This window comes from Peptoniphilaceae bacterium AMB_02 (genome assembly GCA_036321625.1).
GTDB lineage: Bacteria > Bacillota > Clostridia > Tissierellales > Peptoniphilaceae > Microaceticoccus > Microaceticoccus formicicus.
In genome coordinates, this window is the sequence record CP143259.1 from 2,046,091 (window position 1) to 2,066,064 (window position 19,974).

Annotated in this window: 20 protein-coding genes; 1 reads left to right on the forward strand and 19 read right to left on the reverse strand. The window is 37.3% G+C overall.

Features of this window, described 5'->3' with window-relative positions; all coding sequences use genetic code 11:
• Genes ugpC through VZL98_09825 form a run of 7 tightly spaced genes read right to left on the reverse strand, consistent with a single transcriptional unit; the run spans position 1 to position 7,740 of the window.
• Positions 1-1,110: a sn-glycerol-3-phosphate ABC transporter ATP-binding protein UgpC gene (gene ugpC, locus VZL98_09795; protein ID WVH62980.1), complete on the reverse strand. Its 1,110-nt coding sequence runs from the start codon at positions 1,108-1,110 to the stop codon at positions 1-3.
• Positions 1,098-2,075, reverse strand: a complete 978-nt coding sequence (locus tag VZL98_09800) for a BadF/BadG/BcrA/BcrD ATPase family protein (GenBank protein WVH62981.1) — start codon at positions 2,073-2,075, stop codon at positions 1,098-1,100. Before VZL98_09800 ends, ugpC begins: the two co-directional genes overlap by 13 nt.
• Positions 2,076-2,255, reverse strand: coding sequence for a hypothetical protein (locus VZL98_09805; protein ID WVH62982.1), 180 nt, complete (start codon positions 2,253-2,255; stop codon positions 2,076-2,078).
• 1 nt (position 2,256) lies between these two features.
• Positions 2,257-4,419 (reverse strand): 1,3-beta-galactosyl-N-acetylhexosamine phosphorylase, encoded by a 2,163-nt coding sequence (gene gnpA / locus VZL98_09810; protein WVH62983.1) that lies wholly within the window; start codon positions 4,417-4,419, stop codon positions 2,257-2,259.
• Between the two features lie 36 nt (positions 4,420-4,455).
• Complete coding sequence (locus VZL98_09815; protein ID WVH62984.1) at positions 4,456-5,313, reverse strand: carbohydrate ABC transporter permease; 858 nt, start codon at positions 5,311-5,313, stop codon at positions 4,456-4,458.
• A 44-nt stretch (positions 5,314-5,357) separates the two neighbouring features.
• Positions 5,358-6,248 carry a sugar ABC transporter permease gene (locus tag VZL98_09820; protein ID WVH62985.1) on the reverse strand — a complete coding sequence of 297 codons (891 nt, stop codon included), beginning with the start codon at positions 6,246-6,248 and terminating at the stop codon, positions 5,358-5,360.
• Between the two features lie 58 nt (positions 6,249-6,306).
• Positions 6,307-7,740, reverse strand: coding sequence for a carbohydrate ABC transporter substrate-binding protein (locus VZL98_09825; protein ID WVH62986.1), 1,434 nt, complete (start codon positions 7,738-7,740; stop codon positions 6,307-6,309).
• 259 nt (positions 7,741-7,999) lie between these two features.
• On the opposite strand from VZL98_09825, the gene VZL98_09830 reads away from it, so the two are divergent.
• Positions 8,000-8,878 carry an AraC family transcriptional regulator gene (locus tag VZL98_09830; GenBank protein WVH62987.1) on the forward strand — a complete coding sequence of 293 codons (879 nt, stop codon included), beginning with the start codon at positions 8,000-8,002 and terminating at the stop codon, positions 8,876-8,878.
• A gap of 31 nt (positions 8,879-8,909) precedes the next feature.
• Here VZL98_09830 and VZL98_09835 read toward each other — a convergent pair whose 3' ends face one another.
• The 12 genes from VZL98_09835 to VZL98_09890 form a co-directional block, all read right to left on the reverse strand.
• A complete protein-coding gene (locus VZL98_09835; GenBank protein WVH62988.1) occupies positions 8,910-9,599 on the reverse strand; it encodes an amino acid racemase in 690 nt (229 codons plus the stop codon).
• 4 nt (positions 9,600-9,603) lie between these two features.
• Positions 9,604-10,818, reverse strand: a complete 1,215-nt coding sequence (locus VZL98_09840; protein ID WVH62989.1) for a dicarboxylate/amino acid:cation symporter — start codon at positions 10,816-10,818, stop codon at positions 9,604-9,606.
• A 126-nt stretch (positions 10,819-10,944) separates the two neighbouring features.
• Positions 10,945-12,261: a sodium-dependent transporter gene (locus VZL98_09845; GenBank protein ID WVH62990.1), complete on the reverse strand. Its 1,317-nt coding sequence runs from the start codon at positions 12,259-12,261 to the stop codon at positions 10,945-10,947.
• Positions 12,262-12,490: 229 nt separating this feature from the next.
• Positions 12,491-13,222 carry a biotin--[acetyl-CoA-carboxylase] ligase gene (locus VZL98_09850; GenBank protein ID WVH62991.1) on the reverse strand — a complete coding sequence of 244 codons (732 nt, stop codon included), beginning with the start codon at positions 13,220-13,222 and terminating at the stop codon, positions 12,491-12,493.
• Positions 13,206-13,676 (reverse strand): winged helix DNA-binding protein, encoded by a 471-nt coding sequence (locus tag VZL98_09855; protein ID WVH62992.1) that lies wholly within the window; start codon positions 13,674-13,676, stop codon positions 13,206-13,208. Before VZL98_09855 ends, VZL98_09850 begins: the two co-directional genes overlap by 17 nt.
• A 66-nt stretch (positions 13,677-13,742) precedes the next feature.
• On the reverse strand, positions 13,743-14,171 hold the full coding sequence (gene fabZ, locus VZL98_09860; protein ID WVH62993.1) for a 3-hydroxyacyl-ACP dehydratase FabZ: 429 nt from the start codon (positions 14,169-14,171) through the stop codon (positions 13,743-13,745).
• On the reverse strand, positions 14,171-15,412 hold the full coding sequence (gene fabF, locus VZL98_09865) for a beta-ketoacyl-ACP synthase II (GenBank protein ID WVH62994.1): 1,242 nt from the start codon (positions 15,410-15,412) through the stop codon (positions 14,171-14,173). Before fabF ends, fabZ begins: the two co-directional genes overlap by 1 nt.
• Positions 15,412-16,143, reverse strand: coding sequence for a 3-oxoacyl-[acyl-carrier-protein] reductase (gene fabG / locus VZL98_09870; GenBank protein WVH62995.1), 732 nt, complete (start codon positions 16,141-16,143; stop codon positions 15,412-15,414). The genes fabF and fabG overlap by 1 nt, the downstream gene beginning before the upstream one ends.
• Positions 16,140-17,066: an ACP S-malonyltransferase gene (locus tag VZL98_09875; GenBank protein ID WVH62996.1), complete on the reverse strand. Its 927-nt coding sequence runs from the start codon at positions 17,064-17,066 to the stop codon at positions 16,140-16,142. The genes fabG and VZL98_09875 overlap by 4 nt, the downstream gene beginning before the upstream one ends.
• A complete protein-coding gene (locus VZL98_09880) occupies positions 17,063-18,115 on the reverse strand; it encodes a nitronate monooxygenase family protein (GenBank protein ID WVH62997.1) in 1,053 nt (350 codons plus the stop codon). The genes VZL98_09875 and VZL98_09880 overlap by 4 nt, the downstream gene beginning before the upstream one ends.
• Entirely contained in the window at positions 18,105-19,037 is a 933-nt protein-coding gene (locus VZL98_09885) for a nitronate monooxygenase (GenBank protein ID WVH62998.1), read from the reverse strand. Before VZL98_09885 ends, VZL98_09880 begins: the two co-directional genes overlap by 11 nt.
• 7 nt (positions 19,038-19,044) lie before the next feature.
• Positions 19,045-19,974: a beta-ketoacyl-ACP synthase 3 gene (locus VZL98_09890; GenBank protein ID WVH62999.1), complete on the reverse strand. Its 930-nt coding sequence runs from the start codon at positions 19,972-19,974 to the stop codon at positions 19,045-19,047.

The window sequence follows — 19,974 nt, forward strand, 5'->3', positions numbered from 1 at the left end:
TTAATCTCTCCTTAATGAGACATTGAGTTCTGTCTCTTTGTTAAAGAATTGCATTTTTTCAGAGTCAATATACAGTTTTATTTTCTCCCCTGTTATTACCGGATTATCGGAATTAACCTTTACTACCAGTCTTGTATTGTCTATATTTATATACAGATATTTCTCAGAGCCTAGCATTTCCATCAAGTCAACTTCACCTTCAAATTCAATTGAATTCAGCTTCATTTCATCATAGATATGTTCCGGTCTGATTCCAAGTACTAAATCCACTCCCAGCATTTCCCTCTCTTCCAGTAGTTTACCTATACCCACCGGATTTTCCGCTACGTTTCCAAAGATATTTACAGTGTATTTATCATTTTCTTTTTCAACGACGGTGTCTATAAAGTTCATCTGAGGTGAGCCTATAAATCCTGCTACAAACATATTTGTAGGATAGAAATAGACATCATGTGGTGTATCTACTTGCTGAATTATACCGTCTTTCATAATAACTATTCTATCCCCCATGGTCATGGCCTCGGTCTGATCATGGGTTACATAAATAAATGTAGTAGCCAACTTCTTGTGAAGTTTTATGATTTCCGACCTGGTCTGTACTCTCAGTTTTGCATCTAAATTGGATAGTGGTTCATCCATTAAAAATACTTTTGGCTTTCTAACTATTGCTCTTCCAAGTGCGACCCTCTGTCTTTGTCCACCTGACAGAGCTTTTGGTTTTCTATCCAAGTACTCAGTTAGTCCAAGTATTTCTGCAGCTTCATTGACCTTTTCATCGATTTCAGCTTTTGGCATCTTCCTTAACTTAAGTGCATAGGACATATTCTCTTTTACAGTCATATGAGGATAGAGTGCATAGTTTTGAAACACCATTGCAATATCCCTGTCTTTTGGTTCTACATCATTTACTAATCTGTCTCCAATATATATTTCTCCACTGGTTATGGATTCAAGTCCCGCCACCATTCTAAGTGTTGTAGACTTTCCACAGCCTGAAGGTCCTACGAAGACGATGAATTCTTCGTCTTGTATTTCCAGATTAAAATCCTCTACAGCTGTGACATTACCATCATAGACTTTATATACATTTTTTAAGCTTAATTTTGACATTCTATCACCTTATTTAAATTCTCTAAAAGTTCCACGCTTACAGTATTGCCATCAAGTACATATGCAAATAGTGCAGCTCCTCTTGCAGGTGTCGTCTTCTGTTCTTCCAAAATAAATCTTCCGTCTTTTTCTAATAACTCTTCCAGTGGGTCCAGTATTAAACTGCCAACTTTAAACACACCGCCTGATACGGAAACATATATCTTGTTTTCAAAGGATAGTTGGTTAGCTATTGCATATGCCATAAGATATAGTTCATAAGCAGCCTCTCTATAGGCATTAATTGCCGAAACATCTCCCTCGAGTGCGGCTCTATATAGAAGTTTTGCCAAATCCGCAATCGAAGTTCTGTCCTTTTTCAGCTCATCCTGTACATATGAGATAATTGAAAAATCGGTCTCGAGTTTTAGTTCTCTTTTAACTATATCATATAGTATATCTCTCTGTATACGTCCATCGGATTGTTTTGCAAATAGCTCTATCATGTATTTGCCGAGCCAGTATGCCGACCCTTCATCTCCACAGAAATCTCCCCAGCCTCCGGCTCGTATTTCCTTGCCTTCATCATCTCTTCCGTAGCCGATGGAGCCTGTACCGGCTACAATATTAATTCCGCTTTGACAGGCAAGTCCCCCTGCCCATCCTGCAACACAGTCATTACCGACTGTGAATCTATCGCTTTTTAAAAGTTCGGTTAGAGTCTCATCCACGTATTCGATTATTTCCTCAAATTCACCATAGCCGGGTATTCCGGCAAAGGTATAGGATATATCTGAGCTATCGATACCAGCTGCATTTATACAAGCTTCTATACCTTCACTTAATCTTAGCTTAAACTCCTCACCACTAATTTGCATCAAATGTGTTGTTCCTGTCTTATGAGTTTTAATTACATGTCCTAACTCATCTATAATCGTGTATTCGGTGCTCGTTCCTCCACCGTCAATTCCTAAATAATATTTCATCTATCTAAATTTCCTATTATAGATATAAAGCAAAGCTATAAAGGTTAAAAGTGAGAGTAATTGCAATGTCAAGCCTTTATAACCCCTTATACCATGACCTAGAAACTGGATATAAATAGCTAAAATGAAAACTATAGCCATTAGAACACCTTTTAATCTCTGCTTTTTGTATACGTCCATTTTAATCCTCCAATATCCATTTCATCTCCGATGGTTGAAGTGTGATTTCAAATGATTTGTTCTTGCCATATACTTTAGTCTGTACCAATTCATCAGAATTATTTATAGCTGCGAATTCAGGTCTGTCTGTGAATCCAAGAACTTCAACTCTATAATCTTCCGCATAAAATACATTTAACTCATCCTCTTTATGTGCTACATAATGTATAGCTCTTTTTAAGAGTCTGGTGTTTTTAAGACTGTATGGAAGTCCCGTTATATAAAATGATCTTCCTTTTCCATAATCCCTTGCAGCTATATTGACTTGATCATTTGTATATGAAAGTATCTCTGTTTTTTCATCCAAAGCGTAGATATTGTCTTTTCCCTCACCAAAGTCGAACTCATCAATACCTTTTGTAATAAAATGAGATTCAACTTCTGACATAAAGTACTTATTGGTACTTTGAGAAAATCCTATTTCCTTATCTACTCCCAGTACATCTGACATTTGGAAAAATGTACCGTTTTTAGAGTATGCACTTGGTTCACCTACACCGATAAAACCTCCGCCATCATATACGAATTGTCTTAAATTCTCTTGAACCACAGGATCTAAAAACTCACTTCCCCCGCTGAATGCAGTATATGCATCACCGGCATTTATTATTACATCGATGGATTCGTCTATACCGTTTCTGATATCATTAAAGTCAATAAATTCAACATCTACATCCATACCGCTGAGTGCTTCGGTTATCCCCTGGTATGAGTAGGAAAGTTTATACCTTTTGCCATGTGCAACGACATATGGCATCCAGGTTCTAATCTTACCCCAAGCATTAAGAACTGCTACTTTCGCACTCTTGTAGCTCTTACCATTTTCTACTTTCTCGTGTATCTCTCTAAACTCATCGGCAACCTTTTCTATATAGTCGATAAATTTTGGAAACTTATATGCAAGCGAAGGATATCCTCCATATCCTATTCTATCCAGCGGTTTTCTTACCAATGCTCTCCTGGCTTTTGTCCAATTATCGACAGCTTCGATACAAGGATCATTTCCTTCATAGAATGTATCCGGGAAGAAGTACGGCAAGAATCTTCCTTCTGTAAACTCCAGTCCTTCAATATCCGAAATTACTCTTAAGGTTACTCCATCTCCTACAGATCCTGCTACTCCATCCAGTCCTATATTTTTAAAATACTCACCATATGGTTCAGTTCCTATCCAGTTATCACCTAGGAACATTATCGCTTTTTTACCTGCTTCATGTACTAAATCCACTAGGACTTTTGCTCTGTCGGTGACAAATTTTTGCTGAAATTCCATAAAGTCCAAGAACTTTTTCGTAGGAACTCTGAAAATTGAATTATAATAACCTTCGTCTACGAAGTCCTCAGGGCTAAGTCTATATCCATACTCTTTTTCAAATTCCAGTATCGCCTCAGGTGAAACCGATCCGGTATAGCCAAACCACTCTACAAACTTTTCAAGACCAAGCTGATTGAATACGAGCGTAAAGTGATAGAAAAAAGTAGTAAATCTTACAACATCTGTCTTGGGATTTTCTTTAAGCCATTTTGTCAGTGCAGTTTTTGCATACTCCCAAGATTTTTTATATCTTATATCAAATGGGATATCTCTTTCGACACCTTTCCAATCATTTGTTATATAATTATACATCTGAGTCGGATCCCAGATTGCATAAGCTAAAAAGTTTAGAGTATAAACATGGTAGGGCACGGCTTTATTAAGTTTAACTGTATGGTTTTCAGTATCGTATTCCCAATCTTTGACGGGAACTACTTCACCTGTAGTTCTATCTATAACTTCCCACCATGTCTTGGGATCATTATCGTAATCCGGTTTGATTTGCTTATCAAAATAGCCGGACATAAAATCGATTATAAGAGTGTCTTCTGTAGCTGTTATTCTATCACTCATCAAATAAAAATGTTGACACTCGTTCAGGTTTTCTCTTGCAAAATCATTATGACCTCTTGCAACAAAATACTTGGTGTATATCGTAGCATCAAGATCTTTAACTTCCTCTGGAAGTTCCGTTCCATCCGCATCACGTATGGCATCCGCCTTCCATCTTTCCATAAGCTCTATGGTTTCCTTTAAAAAATTTTCTTCTCCGGGTAATGTCAATCTGCCGCCTTTATTCTTTATATCCATTTCATACCTCTTTTAAATTTATATTCATTATTAAATCTAACCCTTGTCTCCCCCAACCATCATGGCATCTGTGAGCCTTCTTTGAACCATCATGTAGAGTATAAGTGTCGGTAACATTACTATGACCAGCCCTGCATACATGGGTCCGTAATTTGCCGCTGCTCTCTGTGATTGCATTAGGCTTACCAGTCCTACCGGTAGCGTCTTTTTGGTGTCAGTCAATAAGGTCAATGCCATAATATATTCATTCCAAAATGCTAAAAAATTGAATAGTATTATCGTAATGATTGACGGTTTTGCCATAGGTACCATTATGTCCACCATGGTTTTAAAGTATCCTGCACCGTCTATATAAGCCGCTTCTTCATATGTTTTAGATATGGATCTGAAGTAATTGCTCAATAGATATACCGTGAAAGGTATGGCGGTAGCTGCGTATATCGTTGCCAAAACAAATAAGTTATTTGTAAATATAGGTTTACCAATCTTTCTGTTCCATGCCAAAAGCATTAGAAATATGGGTATAACAATATACGAAATATTTACAAAAAGCCCTGATTTTAAATATCTCGTTAAAAACTTCCTGCCTTTAAACTCCATTCTCGACAGAACATAGGCACATGGAATCGATACTACTAATAGTATGATAAGTCCCAGTGATGTAGTTATAACGGAGTTAAAGAAATAATCTCCCATACCTGCATCTCTCCAAGCTTTAAGATAATTCGACCACATAATGCTTGCAGGTAGTGTCCACGGATTGCCCTGGAATTCACTATTGGCCTTAAGCGATGCCATAAAGACCCATGATACCGGAACAATTATTGAAATAGCGAGAATTATGAGGCAAAGGTAAATAAATGCTTTATATAATCTGCCGGTTTCTTTATTCATAACAACCTCTTTTCTAGTTCCTTAAACAAAATTATTAAGTCATTCTAATACTGAATTGTATCTCTCTTCGTAACAAGATTTATAAGAGCTGAAAGCCCAAACGAAAAGATAAATACTACCACACCTAACGCCAAACCATATCCATAGCTTGAGTTATTGTATGCTTGATTGTACATATAGCTTAAAAATACATGGCTTGCACCATCAGGGCCACCTTGAGTCATTATATTAACCAATTGAAATGAAATATTGATATTTGATATGACATAAAATGTAAGTGTGGTTCTGACAGTATCCCAGGAAAGCGGCAAGGTGATATCTATAAATTGTCTAAACCTTCCTGCTCCATCAATTCCCGATGCTTCATATATATGGTTTGGGATTTGCGCCATTGAAGACATATACATGACCATATAGTAGCCAATTGCCTGCCAAATCAAAGCAAAGGCAATTGAATATACTACCAGTTTTTGATTTCCGGTGAACTGTATATTGGTCCATGTATCCGGTCTGAACAGTCTAAACAATCCATTTAATAGTCCTCTTTGCGGTTCATAGATAGCAGAGAATATCGACGCTATTACTGAGACCGAGAGGATATTCGGTATATAGAAAATTATTCTAAAGAAATTTTGTCCCTTGACCTTTTCTCTAGTGAGAACTGCTGCAAAAAATATTGCAAGTGTCATAGTTACAAGCGTGACTACCACTATTAGAAAAATCGAGTTTTGGAATGACTTTATAAAATTTGCATCTTTAAATAATATTTTAAAATTATTTAATCCGACAAAGCTCTTATTAGCCGAAAGACCACCCCATTTATATAAGCTCATCATAAAGATACTTATTGTGGGATATACCATAAATACGGTAAATAAAACGAATGCCGGTAATAAGCAAGCAATTATAAATCTTCTCTTTCTCTTACTTCTCATTTAGATCATCCTTTTCTGATAAAGAAAACGGTGAGAAGATTCCCACCGTTTTTGGTTTCTAGTGTATTACTGTAATTCTGCAGATATTTTTTCCGCTGCTCCTACAACTTCGGCTTGCCATTCTTCTACAGTTTTTTGCTCCTGACATAACTGAGTTAATAGTTTCGTAAAGAGCTGCCTTCATATCTACCCCTTCAACCGGTGGTGCTGCTACAAATCCGCCCATAGCGGCTTTTGCTCCATCTGCATAGATTGAATAGATTTCTTTATTTCCCGGATCAGTTATCATTTCTTCTGCACCTTTAACAGGTTGAACTGCTCCACCATTTTCAAAGAAAGCTTTAACCGCAACATCTGAGTAAAGGAATGCTACGAATTCTTTAGCTAGATCCTTTTCTTTTGCATCCTTAGGAATAAAGCATTGTTCGAAGAATGTGAACGCATATCTGTCTCCACCTTCCTTAACTGCAGGAAGTGCCATAAAACCCCACTCGAATCCTTCAGGTGTAGTTTCCTTCATCTCTTCAGGTAACCAGAAACCATTAGGAATGAATAATGCTTTTCCGTCTATAACAGCTTGTTGGTTGTTTTTGAAACCATCTTTAATATTGGTGTTTGATACTGTATCTTCTTGTAAATAAGGAGCTATCTTGCCAACTAAATTGAACATTTCAGTTGCTTGCTCGCCTTTCCAAGACTCTACATCAAAGCTCATAGCTTTATTAAAGAAATCAGGCCCACCTACCTCATTCATAAGTGCAGGCACGAATGAGTCAAAATATCCGGCTGTTGGATAAGTAAATAGTGCTGTTCCGTCAGCTTTTGCCTTTTCGCCTAGTTCAAAGAACTCGTCGAATGTAGTTGGTAATTCATATCCACCATCTGCAAACTTAGCTTTATCGTAGAAAAGTCCGCATGGTGTATAGAATAATGGTGCTAAGTATGTCTTTCCATCTGAGTATGGATTGGTATTATTTGTGTCTAAAAATCCCGGTACAATTTTATCTTTAACCGGTTTGTCTTCTCCCAGTGGTACTTTGTCGAATACATCGGTAATATCTTCAACTGATTGTTCCTTTATCATGGTTTCAGTTATTCCACCTTCACCACCGATTGCCATATAGATGATATCAGGTGAGTTTCCAGCTTGGATTTGAGGTCTGATTACTTCAGCTATATTCTTTTCAAATGTCGCTTCAATTTTCGCGCCTGTTAACTCTTCGAAAGCCGATATAACTTTTTTCCAACCTTCAGTTCCGTAACCACCGTCTAAACCTGCGATTTTAAGAGTTTTCCCTTCGAAAGGCTTATCTCCTGAAGTTTCTTCTTTTGCGTCTTCTTTTTTATCTTCCTTCGGTTCTTCTTTTACATCAGTTTTTTCTTCAACCTTTTCCGGCTCTTTCTTATCAGCTTCTTGTTTAGGTCCACAAGCAACTACAAAAATCATCATCAGTGCCAAGAATAAGGCTAAAAATCTTTTAGTATTTTTCATTTTACCCTCCTGTATTTGTTTTTAGATTTTCCAGATTAGAAATTTCCTTTACATATTCTTGTAATTCTCAACTTTATTATATGTAAAACGTTTTCTATGCCTCTATTATATACTTTGATACTTCTTAATAATATAATTATATTGACTTATCTTGTAACTTTATTGCATTTTGCTATAATATATATAGTTATTTTTAAAAATCTCTTGAGAATTAATCGTTTATTCATATATTTATTATCATAAAAGAGGAGTGCATTTTTTGAAAGCATTAATTAATTTTACCGAAATGGAGACCAATGTACATAAATTGGGATTAAAACTATTATATATCAAATCATACACAGCAGAAGACGACCTTCATTCACTTCTACACTACCATCCCTTTATGGAAATATTTTATGTAGTAAAAGGCAGTGGAACTTTTTTGTTCGAGAGTAAAGAAGTACCAATAAGTAAAGGCGATTTACTTATGATAAACTCCAATCTTAAACATACCGAAACGGTAGATGAAACAAATAATCTGGAATACATAGTCATTGGTGTTGAAGGTATGTCTATTATGCCATACCCTAAAAATGAATTGATCATAGACGAGGATAGTCCCTATGATTTAATCATTCAGCTCAATTTCTTCAAAAAGAATTTTCTCCACAAAACTGATGATATAGAAAAACCTATACTTTACCTTCTACAAGAACAAAATGAAAAGAAAAGTAATTATTTGGAATTTTCTCAAAACTTACTCGAGATTTTGGTTCTCAATATCCTAAGGAACTCTAATACCGGAATAGTTATTAAATCGGACGACAAAAGCAATAGGGAACTGGAGTATATTAAGAGTTTTATAGATATTCATTATTCAAGAGATCTTAATCTGGATGAACTGTCTTCTATGGTATTTGTAAACAAGTACTTTTTAATTAGGGAATTCAAGAAGACATATGGCGATACTCCAATGAACTATCTAAAAAACAAGAGAATAGAGGTTGCAAAAGATCTACTTAAAAACACGGATCATTATATAAAGGAGATAGCTTCAATTGTGGGATTTAATTCTCAATCTCATTTTAGTAGAGTATTTTTGCAAGCTACCGGCTACAAACCGCAAGAATACAGAACGATTCAAACTTCCAAATAAAAAAGGTGAGCATTTCGCTCACCTTTTTTCATTATTTATTTAGACATTTTCTTATCGACAAATCGACCAACTCATCCATGGCATCCACTGTTTTATCGATATACTTTGTACTATACTCTATAGATGAAAGCTCAGTACAAGCTAAGATAATACCGTCAGCTTCTTTAGTTCTTATCATCTCTTCAATCAATTCATCTATGACAGGTTGAACGACTATATTTGTCGATTTAACCTGATAGATAACTTCCATTACTCTTTCTTGTCTCTTCTCATCCAGTTCATAGTACTCCAAGCCTGACTTCTTAAACTGCTCCTTATATACTCCTGACTTTATAGTACCATTTGTGCCTAGTACTGCAATCTTCGATCCAAATCCGAATTTAGATTCAGCTTTTTCTACGGCAGTTTCAACCATATTTAAGACTTCTATATTTGTCATATTGGCTACATCGTCATAGAAGTAATGAAAAGTATTACATGGTATTGCTATATAGCTGCATCCTGCAGCTTCAAATAGTCTTAAATCTCTTTTCACAGCTTCAAATAATTCCTCACTGTCACCATTTAAGATTACCGATGTCCTGTCTGGCATGGAAGCATGACTTAGTATTATGGTATCTATATGTTCTTGATCGGAGTTAGCCGGGGTCTTCTTTACGATTCTTTCATAAAAGCATACCGTGGCATATGGCCCCATTCCTCCTAGTATCCCTAGCTTCATCTGTTTAATTAACCTCGCTAAGTTCTCCTTCAGATTTTGCTACTACTACTGCACAAGCAGCATCACCGGTTACGTTTACAGAAGTTCTTATCATGTCAAGGATTCTATCAACTCCGGCAATAAGTGCTATCCCTTCTAATGGCAATCCTGTACTTTGAAGTACTAGAGTCAGCATTATCATACCGGCACCGGGAACTCCCGCCGTTCCAATAGAAGCCAGTGTCGCCGTAAGTACGATTCCGAGTTGTTGTCCTATGCTTAGGTCAATTCCGAATACTTGAGCTATAAACAATGCACTTACTCCCTGATAGATTGCAGTTCCGTCCATATTAATAGTAGCTCCAAGAGGTAGTACGAAACTCGCTACAGGCTTGGATACTCCAAGATTATCTTCACAACATTTCATGGTAACAGGAAGGGTTCCTGAACTGCTTGATGTCGTGAATGCAAGTATCGATGCCGGGCTTATTCCTTTGAAGAATTTTATCGGACTCATTCCCCCTAAGAACTGTACCGATGCGGAATAGATAACTCCTGCGTGTATGAAACTTGCAACATACGCTATGATAATCAGTCTCAATAAGGACTGTAGAATTCCAGCTCCATGTTCAGCAATTACCGGTACGATTAATGCGAATACACCTATAGGAGCAAGTCTCATTATTGCACCTGTGATAACATACATGGTTTCAGCCAATGAATCAAATACTTGAAACAGTATTTTGCCCTTCTCACCCAATACGAGGATTCCTGATCCAAGTATTATTGCAAATGCTATGATTTGGAGCATATTTCCTTCTACGATAGCTTTAAGTGGATTAGCCGGTATAATTCCAAGTAGTGTTTCTACAACACTTGGTGCTTCTTTAACTTCCACTACTAATTCTTCTGTTGGCAGTACATAACCTCCTCCGACATTGAAAACATTGGCCATTATTAGTCCAAGGCTTACTGCAAAGGCTGTAGTTATTAAGTAAAATGCCAGTGTCTTTCCTCCAAGTCTACCTAGTTGTTTAACATCATTAAGGTTTCCGACACCTGTAATCAATGATGAGAATACAAGTGGTACAATGATTAATTTGATCAGATTTAAGAACAGTGTTCCAAATGGCTTTATGTAGTTAACTGCTATATCGGGATTTCCTCTAAGCATAAGTCCTACGATAACTCCAAGAACAAGTGCAATTAAAATCTGAACAGGTAATGATAATTTCTTCATATACTCTCCTCCTTTTCATTGAATTAATCGTATCATACCGAACGAATTAATGCAATAACTTAGTGAAGTGATTTTTGTTTAAATTAAAACAGCTCTCTTCCTGAAGAAAAGAGCTGCATTTTAAATTTAGAAAGCCACCTTAAATGCTAATGCTACAATACATAATATTATTGCAAGCGGTGTATAGAAGTATCTACCTAAATTATACCAAACATCACCATATATTTTGGAAGATGAGGTATTGATTTCATCCATTAGTTCATCCTTCTTAAGAATCCAGAACCATGAAATCGCACCAAGTGTAGCTCCCAGTGGAATTATATAGATAGAAACTATATCCATCCAAGGACCCCATTTTACTATGGCTTCCATATTAACCCCAATACCAAATGTTATAACACCAAGAATAACCAGTGTAACTTTTCTTGTCAGTTTAGGTATCTTATGCATAAGTGATTCGGCAACAACCTCAAACATATTTTGTAGTGATGAAACACCACCGAATACTACTGCTGTAAACAGAATTATCGCAAATATTCTTCCACCAGGCATATCTTGTAGAATGGTTGGAAGTGTAACAAATAACAGTCCAGGTCCTCTTGCTTGGTCTAGACCATAGGAGAATAATGCAGGTACCATTACAAATGCAGCTACCATAGCGGCAATTGTATCAAATATAGCAGTCTTCTTGGCGCCATCGATTATATCTTCCTTCTTAGAAAGATAAGCACCACACACAATCATACCGGAACCGGTAATAGAAAGTGAGAAGAATGCCTGCCCCATTGCCGATACTAAAGTCTGAGGTTTCATTATCTCTGCCCAATCAGGTTTAAACATAAATGCATAACCATTAATAGCATTAGGAAGGAATGCAACTCTTATAGCTAAAATAATAAATAATACGAAGAATAGCGGCATCATAAATTTATTAGCTTTTTCAATAGAATCAGCACCTGTGATACAAGTAAGTAATGTTACAACGACTATGATTATGTGGTATGGAATAACAGAATAATTTACAAGTGCAAAACTTTCAAACCATGGCCCCGGATTAACGGTCATCAAACTTCCTGTTATCGCTTGGAACAGTGCTTTAAGTACATAGGATATGATACAAGCATAACCGATTGCTATACACATTGATCCTGCTAGCGGTAACCATCCTACGATTTTACCTGCACCTTCCATTCCCCTACTCTTCCATGCATACTCATATGCACCGAGTGTACCTGTGTTTGCTCTACGTCCTATCGCATATTCTGCTGATAGTCCAATATAACCAAAAACGATGATAAAGAATAGATAAGCTATTAAGAACGCTCCTCCACCCTCTGTTGTCAGCTTGTATGGAAAACCCCAAACGTTTGCCATACCTACAGCCGATCCAACTGCTGTTAGAATAAATCCCCATTTGGATTTAAACTTTTTAGTATTGTCCATTTTCGCCTCCAATTTTTTATTCTTAAAATGACCCTGTCATTAAAAGTTCAATAAATCTGATAACGTTTACATAGAAGATAAAAAAATAAATTTGCGTAATGCATTATGCATCGCTAGTTAGTACAATAATACACTATAACATATACTTTTGTCAACTAAAATTTACTATAAAAAAACAAAAAAGCTCATAATGAAAAATCATCTGAGCTTTAATACATCGTTTTCAATGTTAAATAATTTCTAAAATATCGGCACTATAGATTCGCCTCATACCTTTATCATCTACTATAATCAAACTGTTGTCGATTTCAACTGAATGAATGAGAACTGTAGAACACAATCCGTTTTCTAAAACTCTACATCTTTTGCCTATGATGATGCTCTTTTGTAACAATTCATCATAATAATAATTGGGATCGGTTTCAAAGTTCTCTAAAACTTCAGTAAAAATCTCTACAAGCGACTGTTCAACCTCTTTTAAATCTATTTGCTTATTTAAGACAATGGACATTGAAGTAGATATATCTTTTATCTCTTCAGGGAAGTCCGTTGGGTTTTGGTTTACATTTAATCCTATGCCCACTACTACATGGGAAGGAGCTCCGGATAAAATAGAGGATTCACAGAGTATCCCACAAATCTTTTTCCCGGATATCAGGATATCATTTGGCCATTTTATTCGGGATTCTATTCCATACCCCTGTAAAAGTTTTGTAACTGCTATGGCAGCGATGGATGTATACGCGGAAATAATCTTAAGATTGGGATTTTTTACCAAAAAGCTTATTGCAAGCCCGCTCCCTGCTGCAGTGTGCCAAACTCTATCTCCCTTTCCCTTCCCTTTAATTTGATTATAGGTGCTGATGACAAACTCTCTATCAGTTTTATTCACTAACTCTTTTGCAGTATCATTGGTCGATTCCAACGAATCAAAATAGTATGTTTTAAACCTCTTCTTCATGACGTCTTTCTCTTATAAAAGAAGTTACTTCAGGCATCAGTTCATCACTGATTACTTTTAAAAAGTATTCCAGCTTTTCTATATCCTCTTCATTAAATCTCTCTTTGAATCTTGAAATAACTTGATCTACATATTCATTTTTTATTTTTAGATAATCGTAAAATCTATCGGTCAATTCAAGATAGTATTCCCTTTTATCTGCATCCGACTGAACTTTTACAACATATCCTTTTTTTACTAAACTAGCTACTTTATACGCAGCATTAGGTTGTGAAATATTTAAGAATAAGGCTAACTCATTTATGGTAGGTCTCTCCAAGGCATAGATTACCTCTACACAAAATGTTTCAAGTGCACTTAGAGATGCATCTCTATATTCAAAGCCACTGAAGATACTTCGATAAAAATTTAGTTTAAATTTCTCATATACTTCTTCAAATAATTCTTCTAGCATAATTGCCCCCTAAATGATTGTTGTATATAGCACGTTATATATACAATAATCATATTACATCTTCCCTTAGTCTGCAATATAGAACATCAATTCACATTCACATGCAATCTCGCCATCAACGGTGGCGACTCCATTACCTACTCCAATACTGCCTCGTCTTTTAATAATTTCCGTATTCAGTACCAGAGTATCTCCCGGCACGACTTGTCTTTTAAATCTCGCCTTATTTATTCCGGCAAAAAGGGGTGTTTTTCCCTTGAGCTCGTCCAATGTCAAGATTGCAATTGCACCAACCTGTGCAAGGGCCTCAATTATTAACACACCGGGCATGACCGGCATATCGGGATAATGACCGGCAAAGTATGGCTCCACATAAGAAACCGCCTTCTTCCCAATGGCAAACTCGCCCGGTGAATAATCCTCAACTACATCTACTAATAAAAACGGATGTCTATGAGGGATGATTTCTTTGATTTGATTGATATCCAGTTTCATTATTCCTCCCATTTCTTCATAATAATAGATATATTATGACCGCCAAATCCCAGTGAATTGCTTACAGCATATTTAATACTCATATCAACTGCACTGTTAACAACTATATCCAGGTCGCATTCTGGATCGTCTTTTTGATGATTAACCGTTGGTGGAATGAAAGCATTTTGAAGTGCCAATACCGTTATCAATCCCTCTATGGCTCCTGCCGCTCCAAGTAGATGTCCTGTCATGGACTTGGTTGAAGATATTTTAATCTTCTCAGCATGGTCCTTAAAGGCCAGCTTTATTGCTCTAGTTTCACAGATATCATTAAGTGGTGTTGAGGTCCCGTGTGCATTTATATAATCTATACTGTCATATGTGATGCCCGCATCCTCGATGGCATTTGTCATGGCTTTTGCGGCCCATGTGCCTTCTTCATTCGGTGCAGTGATATGGCTTGCATCACTCGTATATCCTACTCCTACGACTTCAGCATATATCTTGGCTCCTCTTTTTAAAGCATGATCGAGTTCTTCAAGTACCATAACTGCCGATCCTTCTCCCATGACAAATCCGTTTCTATCCAGGTCGAATGGTATGGAAGCCCTGTTCTTATCAGTTGAATTTGATAGTGCCTTCATCGCAGTAAATCCACCTACTCCAAGAGCTGTTATACTGGCTTCTGTTCCTCCCGCAAAAGAAATATCTGCATATCCGTCTCTAATACTTCTGAATGCATCGCCTAGAGCATTGGTTCCGCCTGCACAGGCAGTTACCGGGCAGAAAGATGCACCATTTATTCCAAGAGCTATGGATAACTGTGCACTGCTCATATTGGAGATTGCCATCGGAGTAAAAAATGGAGAAATTCTATCGAATCCCCTATCCAATCCCCTGATCATTTCTTTTTCTATGGTCTCCAGTCCCCCAATTCCACTGGATAAGTGAACAGTGACTCTATCATTGTTCTGGATATCTTCAGCACTCAGTCCGCTGTCAGCATAAGCTTTTTTACCGGCAACTATGGCAAAAGCAGTTACCCTGTCCATTCTCTTTAGTTCTTTTACACCTATATATTCTTTGAATGGAAAATCCCTTACCTCGCAGGCAAGTTTAACTTCTCTGCCAGTAGTGTCATAATGAGTGATTTCATCTACTGAGCAGTAACCCTTTTTAAGATTTTGTAATATCTCATCCAATTCCGAACCGATGGGACTAACAGCTCCCATTCCCGTTACTACTACTCTTCTTTTCATTATATATTCATACCCCCATCAACGCTGATTATTTGACCGGTTATATAGCCCGATTCCTCTGAAGCCAAGAATAATGCCAGATTTGCGACATCTTCAACTTCTCCAAGTTTGCCTAGCGGTATCTGCGTAAGCAGTGATTCAACTACATTTTCAGGAAGTACATCAGTCATATCGGTCTTAATAAATCCGGGAGCAATCGCATTTACAAGCACAGATCTGGAGGCAAGTTCTTTGGCTAATGATTTAGTCATTGCTATTACCCCGCCCTTTGCAGCAGCATAATTGATTTGACCTGCATTACCTCTTAAGCCCACTATGGAAGAAATATTTATTATCCTTCCGATTCTTTGTTTCATCATTATTCGGGCGCTTGCCTTCATGACGTTGAAAACTCCCTTAAGGTTTACTTCTATAACTTTATCGAAGTCTTCTTCGCTCATTTTTATTATCAATCCATCTCTTGTAATACCGGCATTGTTTACAACCACATCTATTGAGCCGTATTTTTCCATTGCAGTGTCCATTAGAGATTTTACATATTCCGATGAAGATACATCACCAGAAGACAGTACATAGTCACAGTTACGGTCACTAAATACACTTTCGGATTCCGCATCCCATTTCATATCATTTAAAACCAATGCAAAACCGGCATCAGCCAGTTTCAGTGCTATGCTTCTACCAATGCCTTTAGCTGCACCGGTGATTATAGCAGTTTTCATTTCTTTCATATAATAAACTCCTTATCTAGTCTTTCAATTGATTCCATAGTATTTAGAGCTATGACTTTAATACTTCTATCTATACGCTTAATAAATCCTTTAAAAATATCATTGTATCCTATCTCAAAGAAAGTATTTACTCCCATATCCATCATTTTCCTAAGTGATTTTTCAAAATAGGTGGTATGATTAGCTTGTTCGGAAAGTAGCTTTACAAATGATTCATTATTTCTAAAGCCTCCCGTTCTATTAAATACTATCGGAGTTTTCTCTTCTTTAAATTCGTATTCAGACAATTTCCGAACTAATTTTTCTGCAGCATCGTCCATTATCGAGGTATGAAAAGCTCCCTCGACTTCAAGAGGTACTATTCTAAGCTTTCCTACACCTGAAAAATAGTCCATAACTTCGTTGATATTCTCCTTTTTTATCCCTACGACAACTTGTTTTGGACAGTTTAGATTGGCGATTTCAATGAAGATTTCTCTATTTCTTAGCTCTAATATATGCTCCGAAATCTCACCTTCATCCAGTCCAAGCAGTGCAATCAGTGTAGATGGCTGAGCACTACAACAGTCTGACATATATTTAGCTCTGTTTTCTATGATTTCCATAACTTCAGGAGGGCTCAATACACCGGCTGCAGTCAGCCCTGAAAATTCACCGAGGCTAAGTCCTGCAATATAGTCGTACTTTACTCCCATTTCTTTAAGGAGTTCTAATACTGCAATATGAAAAGCTACCAATACCGGTTGAGTGTAAATTGTCTGTTTAAGTGTATTTTCATCGGCTCCAAAAGATATATCTCTTATATCAAAATCGAGTTTTAGTGAATCGTAAAATTTCCTTACACTCTCACTGCCTTTATATAAGTCGTATCCCATATTGGGTCTTTGACTGCCCTGTCCTGAAAAAAGTATTCCCAGTTTCATAGATTTCCTCCCATTACATTTTCCAAAACTTCTTTAACTGAAATTATTGATTTTATCTCGTCGACCCTGCTACCGCAAAAAACCAGTCCGTTTCCGACATCTCCGTTTGCAGTTTGAATTAATTTTTCACTTATGCAAAAATCAGTAGTCTTCGGATTACATGGTTTGAGGCAATTTATACACCTGGAAGGTGCAATTCTTCCGTCCTCTAGATCCTTTATGAGCTTATTATTTATAGCTCTTCCGTATATGCCGACAGGTGATTTAATTATTACCAGATCCTCGGAGGATGAGTCCACTATCAACTGCTTCATATTTTCATGAGCATCGGCTTCGGTAGTAGTTAAAAATCTGGTACCGATCTGTAGACCGGTAGCACCGAGTGAGCGATATAGATTTAAATCCTCATTATCCATTACAGATCCTGCAACAAATAGTGGTATCTTAACTCCATGACTGACTTCGTATTCCTTTAGATATTCCACAACTTCAACAGTTAAGTCTTCTAAATTGTGAACCGGATCGTCGAGCTCTTGAAGTGAAAATCCAAGATGACCACCTGCTCCTCTTCCTTCCAAGATGACAAAGTCCGGAAGAGTTTCAAATCTTCTAAGCCAGGTTCTGCATATGAGATCCAAAGCTCTTTTACCGGATACTATTGGCGCAAGCAGTTTTCCATTGATGTTTTTTTCAGGCAATTTAAGCGGTAGACCAGCACCTACTATCACCGCATCTGCTTCACTGTCCATAATTTCTTCTATCAATGCATCGTAATCTGTAGCTACAGACATCATATTTACGGCAATTAGTCCCTTACCTTTTGAGATCTCTTTGGCTTTTGCAAGTTCTTTTCTATATGCTCTGATATTTGCTTCAAGTGGCTTCTTCCAAAAGTCTTCTTCTTTAAAACCTATATCCACCATTGATATCGTGCCCATTGCTCCGAATGAAGCTACAGTACCTGCCAGTCTACCAAGAGATACTCCTACTCCCATTCCGCCCTGGATTATTGGTAGTTCAAGTGTCCTGTCCTTAATTTTAATATCCATTTGTAAACTTTTCCTTTTCAATTAGATAATCATCATAGAGATCTTTCATAAGTTCGGCAACTGTTTTTTCTCTATCGAGCTGTGCTACAGTAAGTCCCGCCATCAGTGAACCTGTCGATACATCCCCTTCGCGTACTGCTCTACGCAGTGCTCCAAGTGTAAACTTCTCCAGCTGAAACTTATCCCAGCCCAGGCATTCTTTTTCAGTATATTCCCTACTCATTTCATTTCTTAAAAGTCTTATAGGTATTCCAATATTCATTCCTATAATTGTAACATTTGTATCAGTAGCTTTAATGACTTTATCCTTATAAGCTTGGTGTATCGGACATTCTTTAGTTGCTAGAAAAGCAGTGCCTATCTGGAAGCCAATAGCCCCCATTATTTCACAAGCCAGCATTTGAATCCCCGATGCAATCCCTCCTGCTGCAATTACGGGTATTTTTAATCTCTTTACAGTTTGAGGTAGAAGAGTCAAGGTCGTCATATGCCCAATATGACCTCCGGCTTCCATCCCTTCAGCTATAACGGCATCAACACCCAGCCTTTCCATCCTGACTCCAAGGGTGGGATTTGGAATTACCGGTATTACAATCATTCCGGATGCTTTCCAGTCCTTAATATATTTAGCAGGATTTCCCGCTCCCGTCGTCACTATCGGGATATTCTTCTTTATCATAAGTTCTGCCATCTCATCCACATCGGGATGCAGTAGCATTAGATTGACTCCGAAGGGTTTATCTGTAAGTGATTTTGCTTTGTCTATATTTTCTTCAAGTTCAGCAACAGACATTCCACCTGAACCTATTAGACCCAAACCTCCAGCTTCAGATACCGCTGCAGCAAATTCTCCCGTTGCAATATTGGCCATTCCGCCTTGTATAAAGGGGTATTTAATCCCCAGCATTTCTTGTAATTTCATTTTCCACCTACCATGTTATCAAGGTTGAACAGTAACTAAGTCCTGCTCCAAAACCAACGAAAAGTATTTTATCACCTTGCTTTAAAATACCTTCTCTATTCATCTCATCAAGTGCTATCGGTATGGTCGCAGCACTGGTATTTGCATACTTCGAAAGATTCATGTAGAATCTGTCTATATCGAGTTTTAACACCTTGGACACATGCTCTATAATCCTCTTATTCGCTTGATGCAGAACTATATGATCAATATCATCTATATCTATCTTATAATTTTCAAGTAAACGGTTTATAGTCAATGGAACCGATCTGACAGCAAATCTGAATACTTCCTTACCGTTCATCGTCACATAGTCAGGATGATTGCCGGTATTTTTAGCATGCATCATCAAACTTTCGTAACCTTCGACAACCCCAAAGTCAAAATACTGATCATCATCCGTTTTCTCGACAACTACAGCACCTGCTCCATCTCCAAATAATACGGCAGTAGATCTGTCTTCCATATTTAAATGCTTGGATATTACTTCTGAACTTATTACAAGTCCCAGTTCTCCATGCTTTAAAATACCTTCTGCAACTCTTAAAGCACCGCAAAAACCTGAACAGGCCATATTTATATCGAGTGAAAAAACCTCTTCAGCTAAACCCAATCTATTATGGATTAAGGAAGACATATTGGGCATAACTATATCCGGAGTAAAGCTGGCCGTTATTATGGCTTTGATATTGCCGGTATCGACTATATCCTTTAAGGCTTCAGCAGCAGCATGATATGCTAAATCCGAAGTATCCTCATTTTCCACATACCTTCTTTCGGCGATGCCGGTTCTCTTTTGAATCCACTCGTCGCTCGTATCCATAATTTTTTCTAAATCTGTATTTTTAACTATTTTCTGCGGAAGGTAACTCCCGGTAGAAATAATCTTTAAACCCAT

What these genes read in the sequence shown, in the direction of transcription:
- fabF (WVH62994.1), bottom strand. Translation starts at nt 15,412, where the DNA reads ATGAAAAGAAGAGTAGTAGTAACGGGAATGGGAGCTGTTAGTCCCATC.
- VZL98_09815 (WVH62984.1), bottom strand. Translation starts at nt 5,313, where the DNA reads ATGAATAAAGAAACCGGCAGATTATATAAAGCATTTATTTACCTTTGC.
- gnpA (WVH62983.1), bottom strand. Translation starts at nt 4,419, where the DNA reads ATGGATATAAAGAATAAAGGCGGCAGATTGACATTACCCGGAGAAGAA.
- VZL98_09835 (WVH62988.1), bottom strand. Translation starts at nt 9,599, where the DNA reads ATGAAGCTAGGGATACTAGGAGGAATGGGGCCATATGCCACGGTATGC.
- VZL98_09885 (WVH62998.1), bottom strand. Translation starts at nt 19,037, where the DNA reads ATGAAATTACAAGAAATGCTGGGGATTAAATACCCCTTTATACAAGGC.
- VZL98_09800 (WVH62981.1), bottom strand. Translation starts at nt 2,075, where the DNA reads ATGAAATATTATTTAGGAATTGACGGTGGAGGAACGAGCACCGAATAC.
- fabG (WVH62995.1), bottom strand. Translation starts at nt 16,143, where the DNA reads ATGAAAGAAATGAAAACTGCTATAATCACCGGTGCAGCTAAAGGCATT.
- ugpC (WVH62980.1), bottom strand. Translation starts at nt 1,110, where the DNA reads ATGTCAAAATTAAGCTTAAAAAATGTATATAAAGTCTATGATGGTAAT.
- VZL98_09875 (WVH62996.1), bottom strand. Translation starts at nt 17,066, where the DNA reads ATGAAACTGGGAATACTTTTTTCAGGACAGGGCAGTCAAAGACCCAAT.
- VZL98_09845 (WVH62990.1), bottom strand. Translation starts at nt 12,261, where the DNA reads ATGGACAATACTAAAAAGTTTAAATCCAAATGGGGATTTATTCTAACA.
- VZL98_09825 (WVH62986.1), bottom strand. Translation starts at nt 7,740, where the DNA reads ATGAAAAATACTAAAAGATTTTTAGCCTTATTCTTGGCACTGATGATG.
- VZL98_09890 (WVH62999.1), bottom strand. Translation starts at nt 19,974, where the DNA reads ATGGGTTTAAAGATTATTTCTACCGGGAGTTACCTTCCGCAGAAAATA.
- VZL98_09855 (WVH62992.1), bottom strand. Translation starts at nt 13,676, where the DNA reads ATGCTAGAAGAATTATTTGAAGAAGTATATGAGAAATTTAAACTAAAT.
- VZL98_09880 (WVH62997.1), bottom strand. Translation starts at nt 18,115, where the DNA reads ATGGATATTAAAATTAAGGACAGGACACTTGAACTACCAATAATCCAG.
- VZL98_09820 (WVH62985.1), bottom strand. Translation starts at nt 6,248, where the DNA reads ATGAGAAGTAAGAGAAAGAGAAGATTTATAATTGCTTGCTTATTACCG.
- VZL98_09805 (WVH62982.1), bottom strand. Translation starts at nt 2,255, where the DNA reads ATGGACGTATACAAAAAGCAGAGATTAAAAGGTGTTCTAATGGCTATA.
- fabZ (WVH62993.1), bottom strand. Translation starts at nt 14,171, where the DNA reads ATGAAACTGGATATCAATCAAATCAAAGAAATCATCCCTCATAGACAT.
- VZL98_09840 (WVH62989.1), bottom strand. Translation starts at nt 10,818, where the DNA reads ATGAAGAAATTATCATTACCTGTTCAGATTTTAATTGCACTTGTTCTT.
- VZL98_09850 (WVH62991.1), bottom strand. Translation starts at nt 13,222, where the DNA reads ATGAAGAAGAGGTTTAAAACATACTATTTTGATTCGTTGGAATCGACC.